This window comes from Mediterranea sp. ET5, assembly GCF_023337025.1.
Lineage (GTDB): Bacteria > Bacteroidota > Bacteroidia > Bacteroidales > Bacteroidaceae > Phocaeicola_A.
Genome location: NZ_JAMBLN010000010.1, coordinates 75,719 through 100,225, shown reverse-complemented (window position 1 = coordinate 100,225; position 24,507 = coordinate 75,719). Strand labels below are relative to the sequence as shown.

16 protein-coding genes, 1 other RNA gene, 3 pseudogenes and 1 CRISPR repeat array are annotated in these 24,507 nt (G+C 49.8%); of the genes and pseudogenes, 9 read left to right on the top strand and 11 right to left on the bottom strand.

Annotation, left to right across the window (positions count from 1 at the left end):
* Nucleotides 1–47: 47 nt before the first annotated feature.
* The 4 genes from M3087_RS07775 to rnpB form a co-directional block, all read right to left on the bottom strand.
* Complete coding sequence (locus tag M3087_RS07775; protein ID WP_249094819.1) at nt 48–2,897, bottom strand: PD-(D/E)XK nuclease family protein; 2,850 nt, start codon at nt 2,895–2,897, stop codon at nt 48–50.
* 18 nt (nt 2,898–2,915) lie between these two features.
* The gene (locus M3087_RS07770) at nt 2,916–6,095 is read right to left on the bottom strand and encodes a UvrD-helicase domain-containing protein (protein ID WP_249094869.1); all 3,180 of its coding nucleotides are present in this window, start codon (nt 6,093–6,095) and stop codon (nt 2,916–2,918) included.
* A 26-nt stretch (nt 6,096–6,121) separates the two neighbouring features.
* The gene (locus M3087_RS07765) at nt 6,122–7,456 is read right to left on the bottom strand and encodes a YihY/virulence factor BrkB family protein (protein ID WP_249094817.1); all 1,335 of its coding nucleotides are present in this window, start codon (nt 7,454–7,456) and stop codon (nt 6,122–6,124) included.
* A gap of 63 nt (nt 7,457–7,519) precedes the next feature.
* Nucleotides 7,520–7,871, bottom strand: an RNA gene (gene rnpB / locus M3087_RS07760) — RNase P RNA component class A.
* A 267-nt stretch (nt 7,872–8,138) separates the two neighbouring features.
* Between rnpB and M3087_RS07755 the strand changes: the two genes are divergently transcribed.
* Nucleotides 8,139–9,626 carry a Do family serine endopeptidase gene (locus M3087_RS07755; protein WP_022384397.1) on the top strand — a complete coding sequence of 496 codons (1,488 nt, stop codon included), beginning with the start codon at nt 8,139–8,141 and terminating at the stop codon, nt 9,624–9,626.
* A 237-nt stretch (nt 9,627–9,863) separates the two neighbouring features.
* The gene (locus tag M3087_RS07750; RefSeq protein ID WP_249094815.1) at nt 9,864–10,262 is read left to right on the top strand and encodes a hypothetical protein; all 399 of its coding nucleotides are present in this window, start codon (nt 9,864–9,866) and stop codon (nt 10,260–10,262) included.
* Nucleotides 10,263–11,047: 785 nt separating this feature from the next.
* Here the strand turns inward: M3087_RS07750 and M3087_RS07745 are convergent.
* The 4 genes from M3087_RS07745 to M3087_RS07730 are packed head-to-tail and all read right to left on the bottom strand — an operon-like array spanning nt 11,048 to nt 17,303.
* Entirely contained in the window at nt 11,048–11,914 is an 867-nt protein-coding gene (locus M3087_RS07745) for a hypothetical protein (RefSeq protein WP_249094813.1), read from the bottom strand.
* Nucleotides 11,915–11,922: 8 nt separating this feature from the next.
* A complete protein-coding gene (locus M3087_RS07740; RefSeq protein WP_249094811.1) occupies nt 11,923–15,573 on the bottom strand; it encodes an ATP-binding protein in 3,651 nt (1,216 codons plus the stop codon).
* On the bottom strand, nt 15,557–16,114 hold the full coding sequence (locus M3087_RS07735; RefSeq protein WP_022384401.1) for a condensin complex protein MksE: 558 nt from the start codon (nt 16,112–16,114) through the stop codon (nt 15,557–15,559). Before M3087_RS07735 ends, M3087_RS07740 begins: the two co-directional genes overlap by 17 nt.
* Nucleotides 16,104–17,303: a hypothetical protein gene (locus M3087_RS07730; protein WP_022384402.1), complete on the bottom strand. Its 1,200-nt coding sequence runs from the start codon at nt 17,301–17,303 to the stop codon at nt 16,104–16,106. Before M3087_RS07730 ends, M3087_RS07735 begins: the two co-directional genes overlap by 11 nt.
* Nucleotides 17,304–17,797: 494 nt before the next feature.
* On the opposite strand from M3087_RS07730, the gene M3087_RS07725 reads away from it, so the two are divergent.
* Nucleotides 17,798–17,983 carry a hypothetical protein gene (locus tag M3087_RS07725; protein WP_249094810.1) on the top strand — a complete coding sequence of 62 codons (186 nt, stop codon included), beginning with the start codon at nt 17,798–17,800 and terminating at the stop codon, nt 17,981–17,983.
* A 90-nt stretch (nt 17,984–18,073) separates the two neighbouring features.
* Nucleotides 18,074–18,352, top strand: coding sequence for a hypothetical protein (locus M3087_RS07720; RefSeq protein ID WP_249094808.1), 279 nt, complete (start codon nt 18,074–18,076; stop codon nt 18,350–18,352).
* A gap of 43 nt (nt 18,353–18,395) precedes the next feature.
* On the opposite strand, the gene M3087_RS07715 is transcribed toward M3087_RS07720, so the two are convergent.
* Nucleotides 18,396–18,986 (bottom strand): YqiA/YcfP family alpha/beta fold hydrolase, encoded by a 591-nt coding sequence (locus M3087_RS07715; RefSeq protein ID WP_249094806.1) that lies wholly within the window; start codon nt 18,984–18,986, stop codon nt 18,396–18,398.
* Between the two features lie 141 nt (nt 18,987–19,127).
* Between M3087_RS07715 and M3087_RS07710 the strand changes: the two are divergent.
* Nucleotides 19,128–19,441: pseudogene (locus M3087_RS07710) on the top strand (DDE transposase); the annotation flags it as partial.
* Nucleotides 19,442–19,671: 230 nt separating this feature from the next.
* Nucleotides 19,672–20,886: an IS256 family transposase gene (locus M3087_RS07705; RefSeq protein WP_249094804.1), complete on the top strand. Its 1,215-nt coding sequence runs from the start codon at nt 19,672–19,674 to the stop codon at nt 20,884–20,886.
* Between the two features lie 325 nt (nt 20,887–21,211).
* Here the strand turns inward: M3087_RS07705 and M3087_RS07700 are convergent.
* Nucleotides 21,212–21,436: pseudogene (locus M3087_RS07700) on the bottom strand (transposase); the annotation flags it as partial.
* Between the two features lie 2 nt (nt 21,437–21,438).
* Between M3087_RS07700 and M3087_RS07695 the strand changes: the two are divergent.
* From M3087_RS07695 to M3087_RS07685, 3 genes and pseudogenes are all read left to right on the top strand, one after another.
* Nucleotides 21,439–21,624, top strand: a pseudogene (locus M3087_RS07695) (CRISPR-associated endonuclease Cas1); the annotation flags it as partial.
* Between the two features lie 177 nt (nt 21,625–21,801).
* A CRISPR array of direct repeats spans nt 21,802–22,309; the repeat unit is 47 nt; unit sequence GCTGTCTCTGATAGCTCAAAGGTAGTAATTTAGAAGCAAATCACAAC.
* 135 nt (nt 22,310–22,444) lie between these two features.
* A complete protein-coding gene (locus tag M3087_RS07690) occupies nt 22,445–22,633 on the top strand; it encodes a hypothetical protein (RefSeq protein WP_249094800.1) in 189 nt (62 codons plus the stop codon).
* Between the two features lie 88 nt (nt 22,634–22,721).
* Nucleotides 22,722–23,159 carry a hypothetical protein gene (locus M3087_RS07685; RefSeq protein WP_249094799.1) on the top strand — a complete coding sequence of 146 codons (438 nt, stop codon included), beginning with the start codon at nt 22,722–22,724 and terminating at the stop codon, nt 23,157–23,159.
* Nucleotides 23,160–23,327: 168 nt separating this feature from the next.
* Here the strand turns inward: M3087_RS07685 and M3087_RS07680 are convergent, their stop codons facing one another.
* On the bottom strand, nt 23,328–24,401 hold the full coding sequence (locus M3087_RS07680) for a phage minor head protein (RefSeq protein ID WP_249094867.1): 1,074 nt from the start codon (nt 24,399–24,401) through the stop codon (nt 23,328–23,330).
* Between the last annotated feature and the right edge of the window lie 106 nt (nt 24,402–24,507).

The window sequence follows — 24,507 nt, the reverse complement described above, 5'->3', positions numbered from 1 at the left end:
GACGCTGTAAACGGCATATCCAGGACCCAAGGGAACGACGGGGAGACTCATCGGCGGCACAAGTCCTTGAAGTCGCAGTAGGCACAGTGTGTGTCAAAGTCCGTCTGTGTGAAAGCGACGGAGGGATGGAAGATTTCCTCCAGCAACTCGCGCAGACGCGCACGGAACTCCTCGTCGTACTCACGGAAGTCGGTCACCTCCTTCTTTTCCTTGTATGGTTCGCCTATGCGGATGACGGGGGAATAGTCTGCCGAGGCTGCCTTGTGGATGTAGAGCAATGCCGGGGCGACGGGCAACGGCTGGCGGTGCGTCATGATGGCGGCGTAGAGGAAGGTCTGCAGGACATAGTTCGGACGGCGCTCGGCGGGGGTGAAGAGCATCTCGATGCTGGATGCCACGGAAGGCTCGCCGCCGGTCTTGTAGTCGACAATGCGCAGCGTGCCGTCCTTGCTGTCGAGGCGGTCGATGATGCCGCCGATGCGGACCGTATGCGTGCCCGTCGGGGTGCTGAGCGTGAAATCCTCGTGGACGGGCAGCTCCATGGCGACCATGCGGAAGGGAGCGTGGTAGAGGTCCTTCTCGAGCAGCTGGCGGAGGTAGCTGACGATGACTTCGGAGTTGAGCAGCTGGACGCCGTTGTACTCGGGCTTGTCCTCGGGACGGACGTGGAAGAAGAGTTCCTTGAAGGCGCTGTCGACGAAGTACTCCAGGCGCACCTTGTCGCGTAGCAGCGGTTCGAGGTCCTCCCGACGCACCGTGTCGCCGTGCGCGGTCAGCTCGCGGTAGACCAGCTCGGCGCTGCGGTGGAAGATGCTGCCGAAGGTGGCGGAGTCAATCTCTGCACTGACTTCCTCCTTGGGACGGAGCCCGGCGATGTAGTGGAAGTAGAACTTCAGGCGGCAGTCGAGGTAGGTGTTGAGGGCGGACGGCGAGATGAAGCCCTTCTCGCCGGTGTGGAAGCGTCGGTAGAGCCGCTCGAGGACCTCGGGAGTCTTGTCGACGCGGATGGGCGCGGTGCTCATGGGCATCTGTCCGGCGGTGACGGAGGATTTGCGGATGTCGTGGTTGCTCTCGGTGAGGAGCTGGAGCATGAAGCGCGACATCTCGCCGCGGTTGAGTCCGTCGGACGAGGTGTTGTAGAGCAGGGCGACGTGCTCGGCGCGTTGCATGAGGCGGTAGAAGTAGTAGGCATAGACGGCGTTCTTGTGTTCGAGCAGGGTCATGCCGAAGGCCTTCCGCAGGTTGTAGGGGATGAACGACGAGTCGCTGCTGCCCTTGGGGAGCTTGCCTTCGTTGAGCGAGAGCATCACGACGTTCTTGAAGTCGAGGTTGCGGGTCTCGAGCACGCCCATGACCTGCAGCCCGATGGCGGGTTCGCCGTGGAAGGGGATGGAGGCGGTCGAGAAGACCTTGTTCATGAGGCGGGCGAGGGTCGGGGTCTGCACGCGGAGGGTGCCGCCCTCGATGAGGCGACGGAAGCGGTTCACGGTGGTGTATGCCTGGAAGAGCGACTCACGGTAGAGCTGGTCGAAGGGGTTCGGGGCGGCTGTCTCCTGACGGTAGAGCGAGGCGGTGCGTTCGAGTGCCGCCTCCAGGTAGGTGCAGAGGGCTGCGTTCCCGCTGACGGGTGTGAAGAGGTGCGTCAGTAGTTCGTCCGTCTGCAGCTCCGAGGGAAGGGGGTAGAAGCGGTTGCGCGCGGTGAGGGAGCGTCCGAGTGGCTCTGCTTCGGGCGAGAGGCTGCGGACGTAGGGGTGCTTCAGCACGGCGATGACGGCGGCGTAGTCATAGCGTCCCGTGTCGGCGTGATAGCCCTCGGTCTGGAGGGTGACGAGGGCGTTGATGAGGCTGTAGACGGGCGTCTGGGCGAGGGGGAAGCCCATGGTGATGTTGACGTGCTGCACGATGTCGGAGGGCAGGGAGTGGAAGACGGGCTGGAGGAGCGCCTCGTTGCAGAGGACGACGGCGGTCTCGGACTCCTTCTTGCCCAGGTGGGCGCGCAGCCAGTCGGGGAGGAAGCGTGCCTGTGCGTTCTCCGTCGAGGCGGCGACGTACTCGATTTCCTTGTGTCCGGCGAAGGCGTGGAAGTGGGATTCGGGCAGCTCGGAGGGGAAGTCGCGGAGGTTGCGTCGGATGAACTCGCCCGCCTCGTGGTTGGGGGTGTCGAGGTAGCTGACGTCGTAGTCCCAGTAGAAGAGCGCCTTCCCGGCAGCCTGGAGTTTCTCGAAGAGGAGGTGCTCCACGCGGTTGAGGACGTTGAAACCGACGAAGACGTAGTGCTCGTAGGGCAGGGTGGAGGCATCGAGCGCTTCGCAGGCTTCGCGGTAGAGCATGCCCTCGTAGGCGATGTTCTGTGCGGCGAGGTCGTCGCGGAAGCGGTGGTAGATGTCGCCCAGGACGTTCCACAGGGCGATGAAGCGTTGTTTGAGCTCGGTAGTCTTGCTGACGGAGAAGTTGCGGAAGAACTGACGGATGGCGTCCGCCTGCTCGTCGTTGAGGAAGTCGAGTGTGTCGTATGCCTTGAGGTCCTGGAGGTTGGCGAAGAGCCGGTCGGCGTCGACGCGGTTCTTGTCGATGTCATCGAAGTCACTGATGAGCAGCTCGCCCCAGAAGTAGAATTCGTCGAGTGTCTCGTGGCTCCGGGTGGCATCGCGAAAGACCTCGTAGAGGCGGCACACGAGTTCGATGGGGTCGCCCACGCGGCGGTCGGTCAGTGAGCGGAAGAGTTCGCTGATGGTCAGGTAGGCGGGGGACCAGACGGGTTGTCCGGCGCGCGTGGCGAGGTATTCGTTGAAGAAGAGGCCCGCACGTTTGTTGGGGAACACGACGGCGGTATGTGTGAAGTCGCCTTGGAGCTTGTCATGGAGGTCTTCGGCGACGAGTTTCAGGAATGGGTTCATGGGTGGCTTGTTTACGGTTTATTCCACAGTGATGAGTTCGTTCTTATAGATGTACCAGAGGTATCCGTGGACGTCGGTGTATCCCATCTGTCGGAGGAGCTGCATGTAGCCGCGCACCTGTTCGTGGTAGGCGGGGCTTTGCTTTCCGAACTTGAAGTCGACGACGACGACCTGTCCGCCGTCAATCATCACGCGGTCGGGGCGCCGGGTCTGCAGTTCGCCGTCCGCCATGTAGACGATGGAGCACTCGTTGAAGAGTTCGCAGCTTCCGTCGAACCACTTCCTTGCCTCGGGGCGTGCGAGGGCACGTTGGATGAGCGAGCGTGCGTGTCCGACGTCGCCGGCGGAGTCGAAGAGTCCTTCGCTCTCCATCTGTGCGAGGGTCGGCTCCACGTCGTCGTGTGTCCGGATGGTGGCGAAGACGTAGTGCAGCAGCCTTCCCTGGCGGATGTACCGCTGGCTGTCGTCCTCGTCCTCTTCTCCGCGGATGAAGTCTGCCGAGCGGTTTGACTGGCGGAAGTCGATGCGGTTGTCGAAGGATGCCATCTTGACGAGCCGTGTGCCGGGTTGCGCGGTGAGTCGGTTGTTGCCTGCCTGTCGTTCTTCCTTTTCAACCGACGGACAGAGGGTGCCGGTCTCGAACTCCCCCATTCCCTCGAATGCCGGGTCGATGCGGCAGAGGCTGTGGTAGAGCAGGGTGGAGATGGAGTTGCTCTGCCCGTCCTTTGCCCAGACGAAGAGGTTCTTCCCGGCGCGTGTGAAGGCGACGTAGAGCAGATTCAGGTTGTCGACCCACAGCTGGACCCGTTCGTGGCGGTAGTCCTGCTCGTAGGTGGAGTTTGCCATGTTCGCTCCGTAGTTCACGGGGACGAGGTCCAGCTCGTTGTAGGGGCTGTCCTGCGGCGTGCACCAGATCATCTGCGTGCGTATCTCGTTTTCCAGGCTCCAGTCGCAGAAGGGGATGAGGACGGTGTGGAACTCCAGTCCCTTTGACTTGTGAATGGAGTAGATGCGTATGCCCTCCAGTTCGCCGGACGGGATGGTCTTGGCGCAGAGCTTGTCGTCCCACCAGGCGAGGAAGGAGTCGAGGTCGGAGGAGTTCTCCTGCAGGTATTCGATGACGGCGTCGAAGAAGGCGAAGAGGTAGGCGTCCTGGTCCTCGCGTTCCGCCATGCCGAAGAGAGTGAAGAGGTGTTCGAGCAGTTCGTAGAGCGGCATGAGGCGCAACTCCTCCCGTCGGGTGATGAAGTCCTGCGGGACGTAGTGTTCCGCCCCCTGCAGCAGGAGGGTGTTCCAGTCGGTGTCGCTGCCGACAATCTCCCGCTGGTACATGGCTGCGAGGCGGGCGAGGGCGATGGTGTCGGTCTCGTCGGCGAGCCAGCGCAGGCAGTCGATGAGTGCGCAGACGCACGACGAGGCGTCGAGACGGAAGGCTTCGTCGGACACGATGCGGTAGGGGAGGTTGGCGCTGAAGTAGTCGGCAATCACGGGGATGTTCTTGTTCTTGCGCACGAGGATGGTGATGTCCTCCAGCCGAACGCCTTCGCTCACGAGCTTTTCCACCTGTTCGGCGAGGCACTCCAGGGTCATCTCGACGTAGTCTTCGTTGTCTTCGGGGATGAGGAAGTCCACGTGGACGTAGCCTTTCTCCTCCTTGCGCGGCGAGTCCTGGCAGACGTCGCTGTAGGCCTGTTGCAGCTCGGTGCAGTCCGTGCCGTAGGTGTTGCGGTAGATTTCGTTGAGCCAGGCGCTCCCGGCGGTGAAGATGTCGTTGTTGAAGCGGATGATGTTGCTCTCGCTGCGTCGGTTGGTGGTCAGTTTCATCTCGCGGATGGGGTAGATGCCCTCCATCTTGCCGCGCAGGTTGTTGAGGATGCTCCAGTCGCCGTTGCGCCAGCGGTAGATGGACTGTTTCACGTCGCCGACGATGAGGCTTCCGGCTCCCTGCGACAGTCCTTCGAGGAGCAGCATCTTGAAGTTGTTCCACTGCATGCGCGAGGTGTCCTGGAACTCGTCGATCATGACATGGCGTAGCGTGGTGCCAATCTTTTCGAAGACGAACGAGGAGTCTCCCTCCTGCATCAGCCGGCGGAGCAGCGCATTGGTGTCGGAGAGGAGGAAGCGGTTCTCCCGTCGGTTGAGTGCGCGGACTTCCTCGTCGATGTTGGCGAGCAGACGCAGCTGGTTGAGGTAACGCAGGGACAGTTCGCAGGAGTTGAGGGTCCGTCCTTGTTCGGGGCGTTGCTTTTCCGCCTCGACGAGCAGGGGTTGCAGTTGTGCCGACGCCAGGGCGATGATTTCCGAACGTCGGGGGGATGTCTTCGCCGCCCAGTTATCGGCGGAGTCGAGACACTTCTCCACGGTGCTGTTGCGGATGTCGTCGCCCCACTTTCCGTCGCGCAGCTTCTTGAAGTAGGAGGCGATGCCGCGGCTCTTCCCGGCAAGGTCGTCGGGGCGCAGTCCTTCCGCTTCGAGAATGCCGAAGAACTGGTCGGCGATGCTGTGCATCACGTCCGTCGCCTCGTCGCGCAGTGCCTCGAGCAGCTTGCGGTAGGCGGGGATGGTCTGCGGGTCCGCCAGCTTGGCGCGCAGTCCGTCGCCCTTCTCGATGTAGGTCTCGTCGAAGATGTTCAGGCCGAAGCTTTTGATTTCGCCCGACACGTTCCAGCGTTTGTCCGAGGCGATGCGTTCGCGGATGAACTCCAGGAGCCATCCCAGCACGGGCGAGCGTCGGTCGAGCTTCTCGATGAGGATATCGACGGCGTCCGAGAGCACCTCGGCGTTGTTGAGCGCGATGTTCATGTTGGCACCCAGTTCCAGTTCCCGCGCCAGGTTGCGCATCACCGACTGGAAGAACGAGTCGATGGTTTCCACGCGGAAGCGGCTGTAGTCATGAATCAGCAGGGAGAGGGCGCGCCTTGCCTTGTCGCGCACCTCCTCAGGGGACAGTCCCAGTCCGTTGCTGACCACGTTCAGGTAGGCATCCGATGCCGCATCCCCGATGGCGATGCCGAAGAGCTGTCCCAGGATGCGTTCCTTCATTTCCGTGGTCGCCTTGTTGGTAAAGGTCACCGCGAGGATGTTGCGGTAGGCGGTGGGGTTGGCTATGAGGAGCTTGATGTATTCCACGGCGAGCGTGAATGTCTTTCCCGAGCCCGCCGAAGCCTTGTAGACGAAGAGTTCAGAAGCGTTGTCCATCATGATGGTAGAGTTAAAGTCGGTCGTTAGAGTTCCTTGAGCAGCACGTTGCCCAACTTCTTGTAGTATTCGTCGCGGGCACGTTCGAGCGTCTCCCACGCGGTGCTGTACTTGTTGTCCTTGTCAATCTTGAAGCTTTCGCTGCCTGCCACGTCGAGCCGGGTGAGGAGGGTGGCGACGTTGAGGTTGTCGGTGTCCTCAGCCGGGAGGTAGAAGGGTTGCGAGCCCTTGCCGTCGGCGTCCGGGTTGCACTCGTAGATGAGCCGCAGGTCCACCAGCTCGTAAATGATTTGCCGCGTCATGCGGATGGGGATGTTGTGCCGGTGTGCCAGGCTGAGCACGGTGTAGGGCCGCTCTCCCCGTGCGAAGCGTTTGCAGATGAAGGAGAGGATGAGCATGCAGAGGAAGTCGTGGTAGCGACGGCTGATATTGCGCGTCTCGTTGGCGAAGTTATAGTTCTCGAAGTTCTGGTTGCAGTAGCTCAGTTCGGCACCGAAGAGGCAGATGCTCCAGGAAATCTGTGTCCACAGGAGGAAGAGCGGGATGGCGGCGAAGCTACCGTAGATGGCGTTGTAGTTGGACACCCATATCTGGCTGTTGATGTAGAAGAACTGCAACACCTGAAAGGCGGCTCCGGCAATGAATCCCGGCACGATGGCATAGCGGAAGCGTACCCGCGTGTTGGGCATGAAGATGTAAAGCCCCGTAAAGATGAAGCCCGTAAATATATAAGGTATACAGCCGACGATGAACTTGGCGAACGACGAGAGGATGAGGTAGCTGTCGAGGCTCTTGAGCGCGGTGGTCATGAAGATGGACAGACCGCCCGAGACGACCAGCACGATGGGCAGGAGCAGGAGGATGGAGAAGTAGTCGGTAATCTTGCGGAAGGGGCTGCGCTGCTTCTTCACCTGCCATATCTGGTTGAAGGTACGCTCGATGTTCCCCGTCAGTGTGAGGACCGCCCAAAGCAGGACGAGCAGGCCCACCCCGATGAAGATGCCGCTCTGTGCATGGGCGAGATAGGAGTCTGTCAGGCTGATGATGACGTCGACGGTCATCGATTGCCCCTCCAGTCCGCGACGGACCTGTTCCTCCATCATGTCGGAGAATCCCAGTCCGCGTGCCACGGCAAAGAGGATGGCAAGAATCGGCACGATGGAGAGCAGGGTGTTGTAGGTCAGCGCCGATGCCTTGTTGACGATGCGGTCATCATTGAACCGCTGGATGGAGAGGAGTATGACCTTGAGGATGTTGTAGAAGATGTATTTGACACGGCTCACTTCGTTTTCAGTCACTCGCCAGATTTCCTCGGTGAGGAATCGTTTCATCAGGCGTATTCGGGTCTTGAGGCGTAGCATGTTGTTTTCTTGATTTTGAGGTTTCAGAGGATTGTGTGTTCCAGTATGAGGGGAAAAAGAAAAAGAGGCAGAAGACCTGTAAGCCGGGTTCTGTACCTTTGTCAGGCGTCTGTCATTTATCTACGCCCGTCGTCACCGCCGGGCTCTAGCAATCCACCCTCCGACTGGAGCGAGCAACTCTCTTAACGCCGGTATACATGATCTTACAACTCCCAAGATGCACAGCCCGCATGTCACCATACGGCTGGTGAGCTCTTACCTCACCTTCTCACCCTTACCCCTTGTGAAGAGGCGGTTCTTTTCTTCTGCATTGTCTCCACCCTCACGGACAGCTTTCTGTTAGGAAGTGGGATGCTCTGCGTTGCCCGGACTTTCCTCCTCCGGCATAGCCGGCGGCGACAGACCGGTCTTCTGTCTCTTTTTCTGGCTGCAAAGGTATGAAAAATAGCTTTCAGAAGGGCAAAAAAGCTTGAATTTTCTCCTAGGGAGATGTGTGTCAGGATGCTATAACGAATGCAAATTTGGCAGTTGGCAGACTTAAGCGCTGTTAAGGAGAAAACGGCTCTGTTAAAAGATGGGAAAAGATTGTGACAGGAAGAATAAGCGAATGTTTTTTGTCTTTACTTTAACAGCGTAGATGTTAAACACTAGTAGAAAATTAACAATTTAAATATCATTGGTTATGAAAACAACAACTAAAATGGTTTTAGGCGCTGCGGCTGTGATGCTGTTCAGCTCCACTGTAGCCGGAGTGACGACTTATTCGATGATGAAAGGTGAGAAGGAAAACTCCGGTTCATTCACAGAGATGTTTTCACCGAATCCGAATGTAAAACTGGCTTCCATGAGCGCCACGGAGGCACAGCCTGTCGACCTGACACAGGCAGCCGAACTGTCGCTCCATGCCGTGGTTCATATCAAGTCGACCCAGAACGGTCGCGACCAGATTGTCCGTACGCCGGGCGACATCTTCGATTACTTCTTCGGAGACGGTTACGGGCGTGCACAGCGTGTGCGTACGCAACCCCGTGTGGGAATCGGTTCGGGCGTCATCATCAGCAAGGACGGTTACATCGTGACCAACAACCACGTGATTGACAAAGCCGATGAAATCAGTGTCACGCTGAACGACAACCGCGAGTTCAAGGGACGTCTCATCGGAACCGATCCGAGCACGGACCTGGCACTTATCAAAATCGAGGCGGATGACCTGCCGACTATTCCCGTCGGCGACTCTGACGCTCTGAAGGTCGGCGAATGGGTGCTCGCCGTGGGTAACCCGTTCAACCTGACTTCGACGGTGACTGCCGGTATCGTGAGTGCCAAGGCACGTACGTTGGGTGTCTATAACGGCGGTATCGAATCATTCATCCAGACCGATGCAGCCATCAACGAAGGCAACAGTGGCGGTGCTCTGGTGAACGCACGCGGTGAGCTGGTGGGCATCAACTCCGTGCTGACCTCTCCGACAGGTTCGTATACAGGCTATGGTTTTGCCATCCCGACCTCCATCATGGTGAAGGTTGTCTCTGACCTGAAGCAATATGGAACCGTACAACGCGCAGTCCTGGGCATCATGGGACATGACATCGACGACCGTGTAAAGGACAAGGACCTTGGAACCGTCGAGGGCGTTTACGTGGCCGACATTACGGAAGCCAGTGCGGCTGCCAATGCCGATATCCGCAAGGATGACGTGATCACTGCCATTGACGGAAAGAAAGTGAAGAACATGGCTGAGCTGCAAGAGGCAATGGCCAAGCACCGTCCGGGTGACAAGGTGAAGGTGACTCTGCTGCGTGCCAAGAAAGAGATGACCGTGAGCGTCGTTTTGCGCAACACGCAAGGTAACACGAAAGTGGTGAAGAATGCCGGAATGGATATCCTGGGTGCTGCCTTCCGCGAATTGCCTGACGAGATGAAGCAGCAGCTCCGCCTGAGCTACGGTCTGGAAGTGACCGGTGTATCGAAGGGCAAGATGGCAGACGCCGGCATCCGTAAGGGCTTCATCATCCTGCGTGCCAACGGCGAGACACTCCGTACGGTTGATGACCTGGAGAATGTCCTGCGTGAGGCAAGCCAGTCCCCCGACCAGGTATTGTTCCTGAGCGGTGTCTTCCCCTCGGGCCGTCGTGGCAACTATGCGGTTGACCTGAGTCAGGGAGAATGATGAAAATCCTACTTTCGCACGCCCCAGTTGCCGTTGTGCCCGTGTCACATGCACAGGTGTCGACAGCCGCAGCCGATAGTGTGCGGAATCCAGGCAATAAATTCAAGAGTTTAGTTTAGTTTTTAAAGAGGTGCATGCACGGCGGATATCCGGAGAAGGTTGTCCGCCGTGTTACTTTTTTTGTTCGTTACGTGATAATTCGTATTTTTGCACACACTAATCTTAGAAAGAATGGTTATGAAAAGTCTGAAAACGATAAGTATTTTGATGCTTTTGTTGGTCGTGACGTCGGCCTTTACGCTCCGCAAGGACGATTACAAGCCCGTCTATGTGATGGGCGTGTCGCTGTGTTTTGGCGATTCGGTGGTTTACTTCACCGACATCCAGCAGATTGACAGCGTGCGTTTGACCAAGGAAGGCTTCCTTCCCAGCCGCGAAGGATACAGTGAGCAGTTGAAAGCCTATCTGGAAGCAAAGGACGGAAATATCAACCACACGTGCATCACTTATTTCTCTGAGAAGAAAGCGGCGTTGCAAAAGACGGTGACCAAGCTGATGAAACGTTATCGTAACGGTTCGATGGTCATCCAGCAGATTGCTCCTTCCGACTTCAAGTTCGTCCGTCCGGAAGAATGATGCGCGGCGAGCATCCGACGCATGAGAGCGGTTCGCGGACGGCTGTCCGGTCTTCCGTCTCCTGAAGATATGATATGGCATGTGAAAGTGAATGCAACGTTCCTTTCACATGCCATTTCCTTATGGTCGAAGACAGCGTAAGAAAGCAATCGGAAGGCGGCGATTTGTCAGGAAGCGTCCCTGACCATCTTGTAACCCAAAGCGGATAATTGCCATACAGAAAGTTCCGAAACAACGGTTTCAGCTAACTCTTCTTTTCTCAGCTTCCGATAAACTAGCCTTCAAATGTGAACATCTGCAAACGAAAATACGGAAAATATCCCTTTATTTTAGAAAACTATACATTCTGTTCCCGGAAAACAGGCAAAACGTGCCCGCAACAATATTGTTTCGCGAGCCAAACAATATAGTTTGCCGCGTCAAACACATTAGTTTCCCCCTCCAAACACTATTGTTTCGTCCTCGGAAGTCAAATCTTTGGAAAATGTAGGTAAAGAATAGTGAGTTTCGCTTTCCAGGAGGAGTGTCGTGTCAACAAATCGGAAGCTAACACGATGTGCGGAGTCTTGCGTGCCGGATGCGACCGGTGGAGCATCCATAGCCTCCCGCCTTCCCGAAAGAAAGCGCCAGACGCCTTTCGCCGACAAAGTGTATTTCGCTAATCGCCTGAGAAGCCCCTCGAAATCCACCAACTCCTATTTCGGTGCAAGGAAAGGCACTGTGAAGGGCTTCGTTTGACAGAATGTCAAGGGGGATCCGATGTAACTCATACCGAAAGAGCATAATCAATCGGAAGTTTGATTCGAATAACAGCATATATACCCCTCTTGATCATAGGCTTTTCGCTCCCGATGAATTAAAGCTATCAGTTGCTGCAACTCGAATACGTCTGACTTGATATCCTTAAAATAGCTATACTGTTCATCATATCGTTTGTTGGAACCAGCCTTCAAGCGGAATTCAATATCGTCCGGAATTAGATAGGAAGACCGTTCCTTACCTAGATATTGTTGGAATTCAACGAGAAATATATTTATTCCAGCCAAATCAAAGTCGCCGAAGTGAAGATAATGATTGGGAATGGAGCATAGCCATCTTCTAAGATCTGTGGATTGTGGATATCTGGATACAAAGAGTATTCTGTTGGAAAAGTCATGTGCTGTGAGATACTCTTCAAAGAAAGCTCTTTGCTTACGAATCATCCTGAAGTTCTCCATATTCTCAACACCAATTACTACCACGTCTTCCGGAATTGTAAGCTTTTCCCAGTCTGAGACAAAGAGAAAGCTTCCTTCCTGTGGATTGACCATAAAAGGCTTTCCGTCAAGAAAACATTCAATCGGTTCATAGCTGTTTACCGGGAATCCGGGGCAGGAGCGAATCGTAACCAGTTTGGAGTTCCCTGTCCCCATTGCCATTGACGCACGGGAATCAGTAAGATTTACTTCAAGAATCCGATAACTTTCATCCTTATCCATAAGAAATCTTTTAAGGGCTTCCGTGTCGCGAGCACGATAGGATTTCCTGGAACCATGCGAACTTACCCATAGCATACCTTCTGCCAACAGTTCGTCAAGTAACTTACGGCTTAGCTTTGAACCGGCGACTTGTTCACCAGCCAGCAATGCTTGTATCGATGTACTTATAGCCATGGTACGGACTAGTTTATTCGTTTCAACAATTTTTCCACCCTCGTCTTTACCCCATGTTTACTTAACAGATACGTATAGCGGTAATCGTAAGGATTATACGATGTCGGTGAGCTGTTAATGAGATAGATATTGCGTGAATTGGCAAACTGCAGAATGCCTTTTATATTGTTGGGGTGCAAGCGTCCTATCTCATCCATCATGCAGTGTACAATGAAATCGCCACTTTTTTTGGCTGCCTTTTTCTTAAAAACATTGATGAGCATGATATTGACCATCGCTTTCACCAGAATATCTGTACCATCCGATCCTACATTGTTAATACGTTCAACCCAACCGGTGTCATTGTCGTTCTCTTTCACACGGAACTGTAAACGGAAAGCGTCCCCCAAAGATACTGTCGGACGATTGGGTTCGTTTTGCAACTGGTGAGACAAACTCTTCAGATAATCCACAACCTTACGGTTCACGTCATCCCGGTTATTACTTGAGAAAAGATTCAATTCGCCGATTGAAAGGGCATTCTCTGCCGCATAATCGTGGATGGATATGAGCAGTTGCATAAGCTTGTCTGATGACTCATTTGCTCTGAGTTCAATACTCTTGATTACACCTGCAAAGTTCTTTTCTATAAAATCACGGTTTATGGCTTGTATCACTTCGTCTACATCCGATCTGCGCTTCATCAGTGAGCCGATTTCTGTTGAAATACGTCCCAGGATATCCTTATAATGTTCGCTGGTGCGCCTGCGGAACTCCTCGATTTTATTGTTGTCCATGAACTCCTGCAAATCCACGGCAATCTGCAGATAGTCATTGTCTGTTACAGGCATTGTATTGAAATGAAAAGCATTTTGAGGCTTGAAGTTACGATTGAAACTGACAACGATGTATTTAAGCTTGTCTATCGATTCACGCTTCTGATTGACCGTGCCTCTAAGTTGACTCAACAGTTGCTGACAATCCTGCTCGGTACTCTTCGTTTTGTCATCAGAGAGGAAAGTATCAGGTACCAGATGTTCATTCTCTACCACCTGATGATAAAGTTCCAGGCCTTCCCTTCGATGCGTGAGTTCCTTAAGAATCCGCTTCAGCCGTTCGTCCATTTCTTTGCATTTTTTCTCGATACGCGTCCGCTTGTCTTCATAACGCTGACGTATCATTGTGAGTCGCTGTTCAATGGTCTTGATGTCCTTTTTGATTTCCGGTTCCTTGGCAAAGAGATTTTGCTCAGTGTCGCGGTATCTGATGACAATTGCACGTTCATTTTCAATACTCTTTAATAGTTCCTTCAATTCATCCAAAGCTCTACGATATTGTTCGAGCAGTTTCGTGTCAACACCTTTGCCTGCAAGTTCAGCTACCAGCTGTTCATCAAGCTGTTTCTTCTGCACAGCGAACTCATGATTACGTACGGTTGCCTCAATCTCTTGTCTTTCTTTGAAAAGGCGCAATTCCTCTTCGAGAACCTTCACAGCCTTATTAAATGATAAATCAAGATCCTTAAGGTCCTTTTTATTCTTTATTTCATTCTTATTACGAGTATCCTTTTCTGAATTCACTTTCAGTACTGCTTCATTAAAAGCACGTTCGCGGATTTCTTTTTCCTGGTTAATTTGCTCCTGCTCTTCCATCTCCAGCTTGTGTCTGTGGGTTTGCAGATTCTGTCGCTTTACAGGAATCTGTCCTTCTTCCACCTTCAACGATGTCATTTTCTGACGAAGCGGATTCACTTGTGCAGCATATTTCTTACCAAGTTTAGAAATCTCTCTCTCAAGAGTAACAGGCATTTGTGTGAGCTGACGGTTGATTTGTTGAACTAGCTCTTCCAAGTTATTCTTCTCCGATCTATATTCGTCAGGCGTACGATGGACGGAAGCAACATTATCCAGGTTTAACTTTACGCCAAACATACCATCAGTCCCAGTGTCCAACTGAGGTTCAAGCCCTTGAGCATACAGAATCCTTTCTTCGTCAACGACTTTGCCTATTGTGTTTTCCCAACCTTCGGCATTCTCACAAAGCCACTTGTAAAGAGAGCCGTTCAAATGAGCCAATAAGTCATTGATTTTCGTGATTTGTTCACGCGTTTGTGTCCGGTCAGTCTCAAGACGTTCCTGCTCACGCTGGAACTCCTGTTTTATTTCCGTTTCTTTCATTTCATACTCGGCAGTAATCCGATCAATCTGACTTCGTACAGCTACTTGTTGTATGGCGTTCTCCTTCTCCATAAAATCCAATTGCTGCAATTCATCATCAACCTGTTTTATTTCAATAGCCTTCGGATGCCACTGACGAAGTTCCTTCAGTGCGTTATCAGCCTTACTCTGTTCAGCCAACAACATTTGCAGACGCTCGTCCGAGTCATGTCTCCAGCTGTTGAAAGCTTCCATAATCTGATTCCTGCTTTTTGTACGTTCTTCCTCTACCTTCTTGCGCCTTATCTGAAGTTCGTCCTGTTTCTGATAATACGCTTCTTTCTGGATGTTCTCGAATGCCTGACGTGCATTTTCCAGTTTACCCCTTGCAATGTTGTACTTTTCTTCTATCGATGCATGGGTTTTCAATAAATCATCCAATAGTGTTTGTTTCTCCGTCATTTCCTGCTTGACAGCTGTCTCCCGGTCGGCACGAGCGAGTATAGCCTCAATACCCATGGATTCGAAATCCTTTCTTGCCTGCGCTATTTCCTTTAGTTTACTTTTCTTTGCACCAAGGTCCTGATTCAGCGAGTCTTTTTCTTTTTCATATTCTGCGGTAAGTTCTTTCCCACGGTTATGCTCTTTCTCCAGGTCCGCTCCAATATCTGCTGCTTGGGCTTCCAAAAGAGGTATATGCTCTTCATTATAAGCTACAGCATAATTGAGCATACGCCATACGTCCAGCAATTGCTGGTCAAGTGCTATGATTGTACGTCCCTGTTCGGCTATTTTCAATGCCTGCTGACGCACCGGATAACTGCCATCACGTGATTGGCGGAACCAACAGTCTATCTCGTCATACTCACGCTCAAAGTCCGTAACAAGGCGTCTGTAGGTCTGCAAATCAATGGGTAAATCTTCATCTGTCATCGATTGTATGATGGTATTCTTGACAAAGTCCGCATCGAGCTTTGTATTCAGGAAAACATTTTGAATACTGCGTGGGATATTCTGATAATGTGAACTCTGCACCAGTGCATAACGTGTATATTTATAGTCATGAGTGTTACCGAAGATTATATCCTTGAACATCACACCGGATTCTATTCTAGCAGACACAGCCACATCCTTGTCTATACGTTCACGAATCTTCACCCAGTCACTCAATACCTGCTTGCCGTTGTCAATCAACCATTCACGTTGATAAGGAGCATCAATGAACCTCCACGAAGCACGCCCCTGATACCTGCTGACAAGTATCGTATAGGCCCCATTATCACGCATCACCTCATAAAGTATATAAGAGTTCGATTGATGAAAATAGAAATCATCAAACGATTTCTGTCCCTGCTGGATGCCCAAATGATGTTTATCCGCATTGTAGAAAAACAGCAGTGCTCTCAATACCGTACTTTTACCGACACCCTGAGTTCCCGTGAAATGCACATTTCCATCTACGGAAATCTCTGCATACGGAATATTGGCACTATTGATAAAGATTATCTTATTCAGGTATTTCATCTTCGTTTGCTATTTGAATTATATCCACTAGTTCCTCGGCATAACGGAAGGCCGAAGTAATCTTATAGGTTTCATCAAGTTCACTGATACATTCAGCAAAGCCCATATTCTGCATTTCCTGGAGCAGTTTGTTCACTATCTCAACATTTGAGCCCATACCGTATTTCCTGAACAGGTGCTGTGCTTTTTCCTTCAGTTCGATATCCAGGCTGATCTGTTCTATCAAATGGCTTTTACGGAATTGATATCCTGCAGCAAATGACTGATTATAGCATTTCAGAAAATCCAGATAGTCAAGCCATTTTGAGAAGCTGTCCAATTTCTGCTCTATCGTCTGTTTACTCTCTCCCATTCTTGAGAAATAGAAGTAACCATTACCAGATTCCAGTTGCAGACCGATTTCCTTGAAGTATTCCGTATAATCCTCCAGATTTTCCTCAATATCCTCATATAGATGGCGGACAGAGGAGTCTGCACTGTCTACCGAAAGGAACTCCCCTCGGCTTAACCGCTCGTATATTCTTTGAGTATTATTTCGCATAAATTACAGGATATTCAATGTTTTGGTAAATTGCATATTCGCCTGTTATCCTGCATTCATCAGGGTGCAAGATAACCAACTGGCAGAAGAGGGTAGCATGCTCTTCTATATTACGTTTTACTTTGTAGTCATATCTCAGAATGAATTCAAACAGATTATAGCTTGATGCTAAAAACGCATTCCAGACTTCGGCAGAATCCACCTCCTTCAACTGGTGGACATGTTCTTGCAGGTCGTCTTCCGTCAAGGGAGCAGCTTCCGTTCTTGCCATCTTCTGTATTCCATTCCGTTCGGCAATTCGTTTCAGCAACTTTACTACCTGTTCATTTTCCCTCAGCATTTCCAGAGACAGACGAATCTTATTGTATTGTCGGGATTCCATCCAAAGAGGATTTCTTTCTTCCAATACATTGAGGATATTCGTATCAGTCTTGATGAGCAACTGATCTTGCAGATACTTCAGCTTTCGTATCTTTTTGTAAAGTCTGTTCTGCTGGTCTATCTGATTGATGTAGGAAATAATCTGTCTGTCAATCTCCATTAGCGCATGATAAGCTTCAACAAAATCATGCTTCACCTCGCTACACGTCTTGGCCATGTGCGGATCATTTGCCATGATAAAGAAGGCTTGCTCATTATCCATCAGTTTTTCACATTCACGTATCATTGCGCGAATACTATTTCCCTTCTCATCCAGATTCTGCAGCTTCTTCTTTTTAATGATATAATTGGGTTCCTGCTTATAGGCGTTGTCCATATTACGCTTCAAATCCACCACATTCTTCAAGGTTCTGAATCCGGTCTTCTTTAAGAGCTGGCGCACACTATCCTGATATCCGGCTTTACGATTGGAATTAGTCTCTTGCAGAAAATACCCTATATACTCCTTCAAGGTGTTGATACACTCCTGTACGCTCAACACACTGATTTCCTCATTGACATTCAGTACTTCTTCGAAAAAGTTCAGGTAGTCACTCTCTATCTCAACCGTATTGCCAGATTCCACCAATACGCCATAGTCAACCAGTCTCCTCAATCTTGTTTCATTTCCTCCGACAAGTTCTATGGCAAGCCCAACCGGAAACTTCATGAGCTTCCGTTTTTCAAACATCTCGCTTAGTAATCCTTGTTCACGCGAGAGTGTCTTGGTCAATTCTTCTATGCTTCTGAAATGTGTCAGAACATCCATATAGTTAAAACTCTGTGATTGGCACTACATCTATTTTATAACCGTCTTTCTTCATTGTACGTTTCAGGACTCTCATATCATGACATACCTGAACAAGACGTATGATGTTGCTATTCAAATACAATATTACTGTTTTTTTATTCAAACAACAATGTTTGTTGCATAAAATATAAATGATATTTTATAAGAATTGTCATATTAGCAGAAGGGTAGAGAGAAAATTGAGCTGTTTTGAGCTATTAGAATCATTGAATGTCAACGATAAGGCTTTTTATCGGCACAAACGCTCTCCAGACAATTGACAAAAGTCAGAAAGAAAGTGCAAATTGTTTACGCTTAATCGTTTGGCTTCATGGTGTTGTACCGTCTTTTTTCAGTTGTTTTGCAAAATGTCCTCATTCATGTACAAGGCATTGATTGACACTCGAATATATTTGTTACCTTTGCATTGAGCAAGAATACTTAGTCCACTGAGTAAAATGTAGAGGTATGAAGTGAATTTCGTCCTGCGCAAGAAAGGTTCGGTGGTCGCCATTGAGTTGAAAAGCAATGCAGAGAAGTGTACGGAGGGATTGGATAAATTCCGCAAGCTGTTCCATCCGCAATCAGCGTTTATTGTGGAAGAGGGTGGCATCAGTGCGGAGGATTTTCTTTCGATGGATTTGAGGAAGTTGTTTTGAATTTGGAATAATAAAAAGGAATAGCTATGGATACATTAAGTCTCACAAAAGTAAAATCATTGTTCATCCTAACTTTAATACAAAGAGACGATGGACAAAAGAAACAAACTATGGAGACGTCAACAAATGTCGCGTGTGTTTAAGGCTCGCATGATTCTTTATGCAGCTTATGGAACTCCTATTATCCATGAGGATGGAAGTATGGACAATCATCCACATTGGTTTGAGTTGGCAAAAGAAAAATGGGCAAAAGTTTATCAATCTACGGGAACTCCATGTAGTTGCTGGATATGCAGGGGAGAAAAGTATAACCGTAGAGAGTATAAGAAAGAAACTTTGCGTATTATCCGGGAATCTACTGAAGATTAATGTTAGGGTCACTTCTTTCCGTTGTATGGGGTAGGGAGTGACCTTATTCTATAAGTCTTTCTACCAACGGCACATAATACTCTCGTACCTCTTCTGCCGTAGGTGTATGGGCACCGGGAAAGTGATAAGCATGGGTGTAGTGTTGCAAGAACAACGGTTCGAAGTGAGCCAAATGGTCATTTCTTCCGAAAAGTCCCCAAATACGGTTGGTCATTTCCGGTCGGCAATCGTCCCATTGATGGGCTTGAATATCGGCAAACTCATCTATCAGCGGTTGGTCTATCACGAAATGTTGCTGTCCGTCCGCTCGTGGTGATTTGTACTCATGCGCCCCGATGCGTTCGGAAAGGAAACAGGTCATTTCAAAATGGGGATTTCCCAACAGGGCAGGTATTCCCAAACGCGATGCCACTATCTGCCCCAAGAAAGAGCCGTTGCTATTGCCCACCAATACTTTAGGATGCTCATGCTCGCAAAGGTTTGTAATGAATGTGAGAGCTTCGCGAGGGTGAAGCGGAAGGTCAGGCGTGAGGACTTCCGCCTTACCTTCGAATGCCTGCTTCAATGCTTGGGCAGGTATGCAACTGCCCGAGGCGAAGAAGCCGTGGAGGAAAAGTATTTTTGTAGTTCTCATTATTCGTTTGCTAAATGTTTCAGTAACATTTACTGTATAACAAAAACAAATTTATATGGCTAAGGTATAAAATTTCTATGGAATATCTCTTAAGCTTCCCTTACATCCACTACCAGCTATTCTGCGATGTGAGGATAGATCGTGAAAGACAGGATAGTGAGCATCAGCAAACCCTATGTGAGACCGATCGTGAAAGGTAAGGAAGTGAAGAGAGTGAAGTTCAGAGCAAAGTGCAACAATATCCTGATTGACGGACTCTCCTTCATCGAGAAGCTGTCGTTCAATGCTTTCAATGAGGGATACAGACTTCGTTTGTAAAGAGAGGTCGTCCGGGGCTCGTGAAGAAAAAGAATGATATCATCCGCAAAGAATTGGCGAGGGTGAGGGCGACAAAGATGGAGGGTTCGTTCGGAATGCAGAAGGAACACTATGGCTTGAAACGAATCAAGGCAAGGGCATCCACACGGCGAATGTAGTCCAGCTTTTTCGGAGGGAAGTCGCCGAAATTGTTCAGACTGCCTGATGTTCTATATGTGGAACGGCTTTATAGGAGTATTGGTTCCAGTTGTGGCAGAAAATGAAAAAAGAAGGTGTGTCAAAAAGCGCACCTTCTGAGAATGTAAATTAAACTGTGTCAGCAAAGAAAATAAATAAAATATTAACTTTGCTAACACAGTTTTTTTGTATGAAAGAAGAATTTGATTTTGAGAGTATCAAGAACAAGGCAATCGAACAACTAAAAGCAGGTAAGCCCTTGTTGGGTAAAGATGGTGCATTTGCTCCTTTATTGGAAAGTATTCTGAATGCAGCCTTGGAAGGTGAGATGGACGCCCATCTTACCGATGCAGAACGTCAATTGGGTAATCGCCGTAATGGTAAGATGCAGAAACAGGTGCAGACTCCATTGGGTGAGGTCACGGTTTCTACCCCTCGTGACCGTAATTCAAGTTTTGAACCTCAGTTTATAAAGAAACGCGAGACAATTCTTGCAGAAGGAGTTGCTGACCGTATAATAGGTCTTTATGCGTTGGGAAACAGCACAAGGGAAATCAGTGACTGGATGGAAGAAAACCTTGGTAATCGTGTTTCAGCCGATACAATCAGTGCCATAACCGACCGTGTACTTCCGGAAATAAAGGCATGGAAATCCCGTATGTTGGATTCAGTTTATCCAATAGTCTGGATGGATGCCATTCACTATAAAGTGACAGATGAACGCGGTTGTGCAGTATCCCGTGCAATCTATAATGTATTGGGTATTAATTGGGATGGTCACAAAGAACTTCTTGGCATGTATATATCTAAAAATGAAGGCGCTAACTTCTGGCTTAGTGTCCTGACAGATCTTCAGAATCGAGGAGTTGAAGATATTCTTATAGCCTGTATAGATGGTTTGAAAGGGTTTCCTGAAGCCATTCAAAGTGTTTATCCTAATACAGCCGTACAGCTTTGTATAGTACATCAGATACGTAATTCCATCAAGTATGTAGGTTCCAAAAACCAGAAGGAATTCCTTAAGGATTTAAAATGCGTCTATCAGGCTGTTAATAAAGAATCTGCAGAGAATGAACTTCTCAGGCTGGATGAAAAATGGGGTGAACAGTATCCTATCGTTATCAGATCCTGGCAGGAGAACTGGGATAGGTTGTCTGAATACTTTCAATATACTCCGGCAATACGTAAACTCATATATACCACAAATACAGTTGAAGGTTATCACAGACAGATACGTAAGGTAACAAAGAACAAGGGCGTGTTCCCATCGGATACAGCCCTTGAAAAACTGGTTTATCTTGCATACCGCAATATACAGAAAAAGTGGACCATGCCACTGGCTAACTGGGCTACAATCTCGCAACAATTAGCCATAAAGTTTGGAGAGCGATTTAAATTATTGTAATTTTACGCTCGTCGGGACGGGTGGTCCCGCCCCTTGGCGCTGGCCGTTCCCCGACCGATGAGTTTTATAGAGAAAAATATTCTGTATGGCAGACGACTTCTACAAGTTTTTTGACGCTATGATGGAAAAATACACGCTCAAAACCTTCAAACAACGGGATTGAAAAGGTTTGCCAGCACATGCGTCATTTGTTTCCATAGCTTGTCTCTTACAACTGTTTTGTGGAGTTCCAAAGCCAAGTGTCTGTTCCTCTTGCCCCGTTCATCAAGAAAGTATTTTTGGGGAGGTGACTATATACGTGAGTTCGGGGTAACATTAAAACAAAGATCATGATTCCGCAGGACATCTGGTAGTGTATGTTTCCGTTAAGATGTTCCACTAGCTGTCTGTCAGAGAAGCCGGTGTACGTCTTCAGGACCATGAGGGCAATCTTAGCTGAAGGACTGAAGATGTTCCTGCGTTCCAGTCGCTGTTCTGACAGGCCCATAGTCTTTGCCATACGATCAAACGGGAATACGGAATGAAGCCTGCCAAGCTCACTCTCATGAAAAACCTACTCTTGGCATCCATCATCATAATCGTTACAATGCATATTGTTTGGCTGATGATATTATGGAACCTTATCGTCCATATGTTGATAGGTTGGTCTTTCAAATGTCTGGACGATATGATATGAGCAAAGTAGAACTCACGAAAAGTCAAAAAGCGGAGTTGCTGTCTACCCCTGCGCTCGATGTGTAAATATCTGGCAAGCGGAGTCCTTTGATGATAGCTGTTGGGCAGAGCAGCAATTGGAATTCTTCTAGAAACAATAAATCCCACCTCAGAGTGGGATTTATTGTTTTGAAACAGCCTTTTTTTATTTTCCTAATAGAACCTTTAACTTGTTTATATTCAGAGAATAGTATATAATCTGCTGTCTCTGATAGCTCAAAGGTAGTAATTTAGAAGCAAATCACAACAGTACCAGGACGGCCCCGCCTGCGACGTGGGCTGTCTCTGATAGCTCAAAGGTAGTAATTTAGAAGCAAATCACAACAAGGTCTGCCACGACACCAAGGCGGTACGCGCTGTCTCTGATAGCTCAAAGGTAGTAATTTAGAAGCAAATCACAACTAGTTAATTTTTCAAAAACTTTCAATAATAGCTGTCTCTGATAGCTCAAAGGTAGTAATTTAGAAGCAAATCACAACCAAAAAATAAATTGATTATGGCAAGACCTAGCTGTCTCTGATAGCTCAAAGGTAGTAATTTAGAAGCAAATCACAACTGAAAGGGGAATAGGGTATGCGTATCACTGCTGTCTCTGATAGCTCAAAGGTAGTAATTTAGAAGCAAATCACAACTTTCGGGCTTCTGGATATTGCCGTATCTGGGCTGTCTCTGATAGCTCAAAGGTAGTAATTTAGAAGCAAATCACAACGAATGGATACTTAAAAAGAAGAATGTCCAGGCTGTCTCTGATAGCTCAAAAGTACAATTAGAGTTTGGGAAAATCGAGTGGGCTCCGTTCCAGGGCGGCAGTCAGCGCGGCAGAGGCATCGTCACCATCCACCTGGTGACCGACTGGACAGAGGGCGGGCACGATGCAGCCTTCGACCTCAGCCGCCGGGTCTATAAGGCTCTTGACGGACTGAGCGGGGAGAGCTTCAACGGACTGTCGCTGATGGAGACGAACACGAACCACAACCACGAGGAGATACTGGAGAGCATCGACAGCTATGCCGTGCGTTACCTGTTGAGATAGGGCGCACGAGTCGCAACGATGAAGCCCCGACGGACAGTTACCGCCGGGGCTTTTACATTGAAATGTTATACCTTTGCGCCTAAAAAAGATGACAGTACTACATGATACAGGAGAAGGTTGGAATGGTTTTGTTCGAGAGCTGATTGAAGCCAAAGAGAAAGTGGAGCTTCAGCATGAATCGTTAATACGCCATCTGTCAGGCACAGCCGCAACCTTAATAGGCATAATCTCTGTTTTTGGTGACATGTCACGAGGGAGTATGCTTCTTCGCTGCCTGACAGTAGCGAGTGTGTTATTTCTGTTGCTGACAGTCCTTGCCGGTGTGTTGTATTGCTTTTTGCAGTACAAACTAAGGTTGAAAGCGCTTTCGAATGCTTTAAGGCAATATCAAGAAGGTTCTGTGGCTGTCGTCGGACAGGTCTCCTCACCCACAGCCTCATGGCTTGCAAGAATCTTCCCCTGGCTGTTGTGCGTGGGGATAATCCTCTTATCGGCAAGCGCAGCGTATGCTCTACTGAGGCGCTGAGAGCCTCCCTGATTTTCTCATCTTGTATCTTTTCCTCCATATCTTGATGTGGTTTAGAAAATTGTTATTACTTTTGCAGTGCATCCCAATGTTATGTTGAGATGTAGGGACAGGGTCGAAGTAATGACCGTGTACCGCCACAAGGTCGCTTATCAGCGACCTTATTTTTTATCTGATTTCTTTTAATTCCATGTTATCGATGAAATAAAAGAATATCTTTCCAGCACATTTCCTTCTTGCTTCAGCCAGTGCAGCGTAAAACTCTGGACTATGGTTGGGTATTTCAAAAACTACAGCCTCACCACCCTGTTTGGTCAGTGCTTTCTTCGCATACTTCACGATATTGCCAGCACCCCCTGTAATACATTTGAGGTCCGCTTTTATATTGTCAAGGATAATGTCGTAAGTTTGACCTGCTGGACGATTCACCCCTTGTAAATATTTAATATCATGCCCATTATCGGCCAGTACTTTGCACATGCGCATTTCTTTCTCAAATTTTTGTCGTTCAGACTTGCTTGCGCCCGCCTCTGCTATACGTTCGAGTTGAGTGACTACAAATCCAGTATTATTTGGAGAGATATACGTTCGCTCCCATGTCTTTTCATCATACCTCTGAATACGCTCAGAAGCGTCTATGTTGTCAGTCTTCTGGGCGCGTACCAATTTACACGCCTCACACACCTCATTCTCCGGAACGAACCTTGCCAGCTTGACTTTGCCCTTGGGAATGTCGCAGTCGCGACACCGGCGGATGGTGTAGGGGTTGTAGTCGGGGAAGGTCTTCTGCTCCTTGCCGGGGTTGAACCGGAACATTCGCTTCGTGTCCCGTTGCAGGGCTTCCTCGCCAAGTGCCATCGCCTCGTCGTGGGGCGTGGCGGGGTATTTCGACTTGCGCACCTGCACCACGGTACAGCGGCAGTTCCAGCCGTTGGGCGGGTAGTACTCCTCCCAGAACGGGTCAGAGGGCGGCAGGGTCACACCGTTCAGCGCGGCATGTTCCGGACGCACCTTGTCGTCGCCTGCCGTGCGGTACTGCAGGTTGTAGCGGTCGCCGTCCTCCGAGAACCGCTCCCACCTGGCCGCCATCTCCGCCGATGATTGTACGAAGTTGTACTCCGCACGCAGGTAGTGGGAGTTGTAGGTCTCGTCGACCTTCCGAACATCGTTCAAAAAGCGTTCAAACGTCTTTCGTTCGCCGTTCTCGTCCAGCAGGGACGGAAACGCTGATGCCTCAAAAATAGTAACCTGAGGCTGGTTGCATTCTGCTTTAACAAAAACAGGCTCGCCCCGCGAAATCACTTCGGGGGGCGAGCCTGCAATTTATGTACTAATAATTAATAAATTG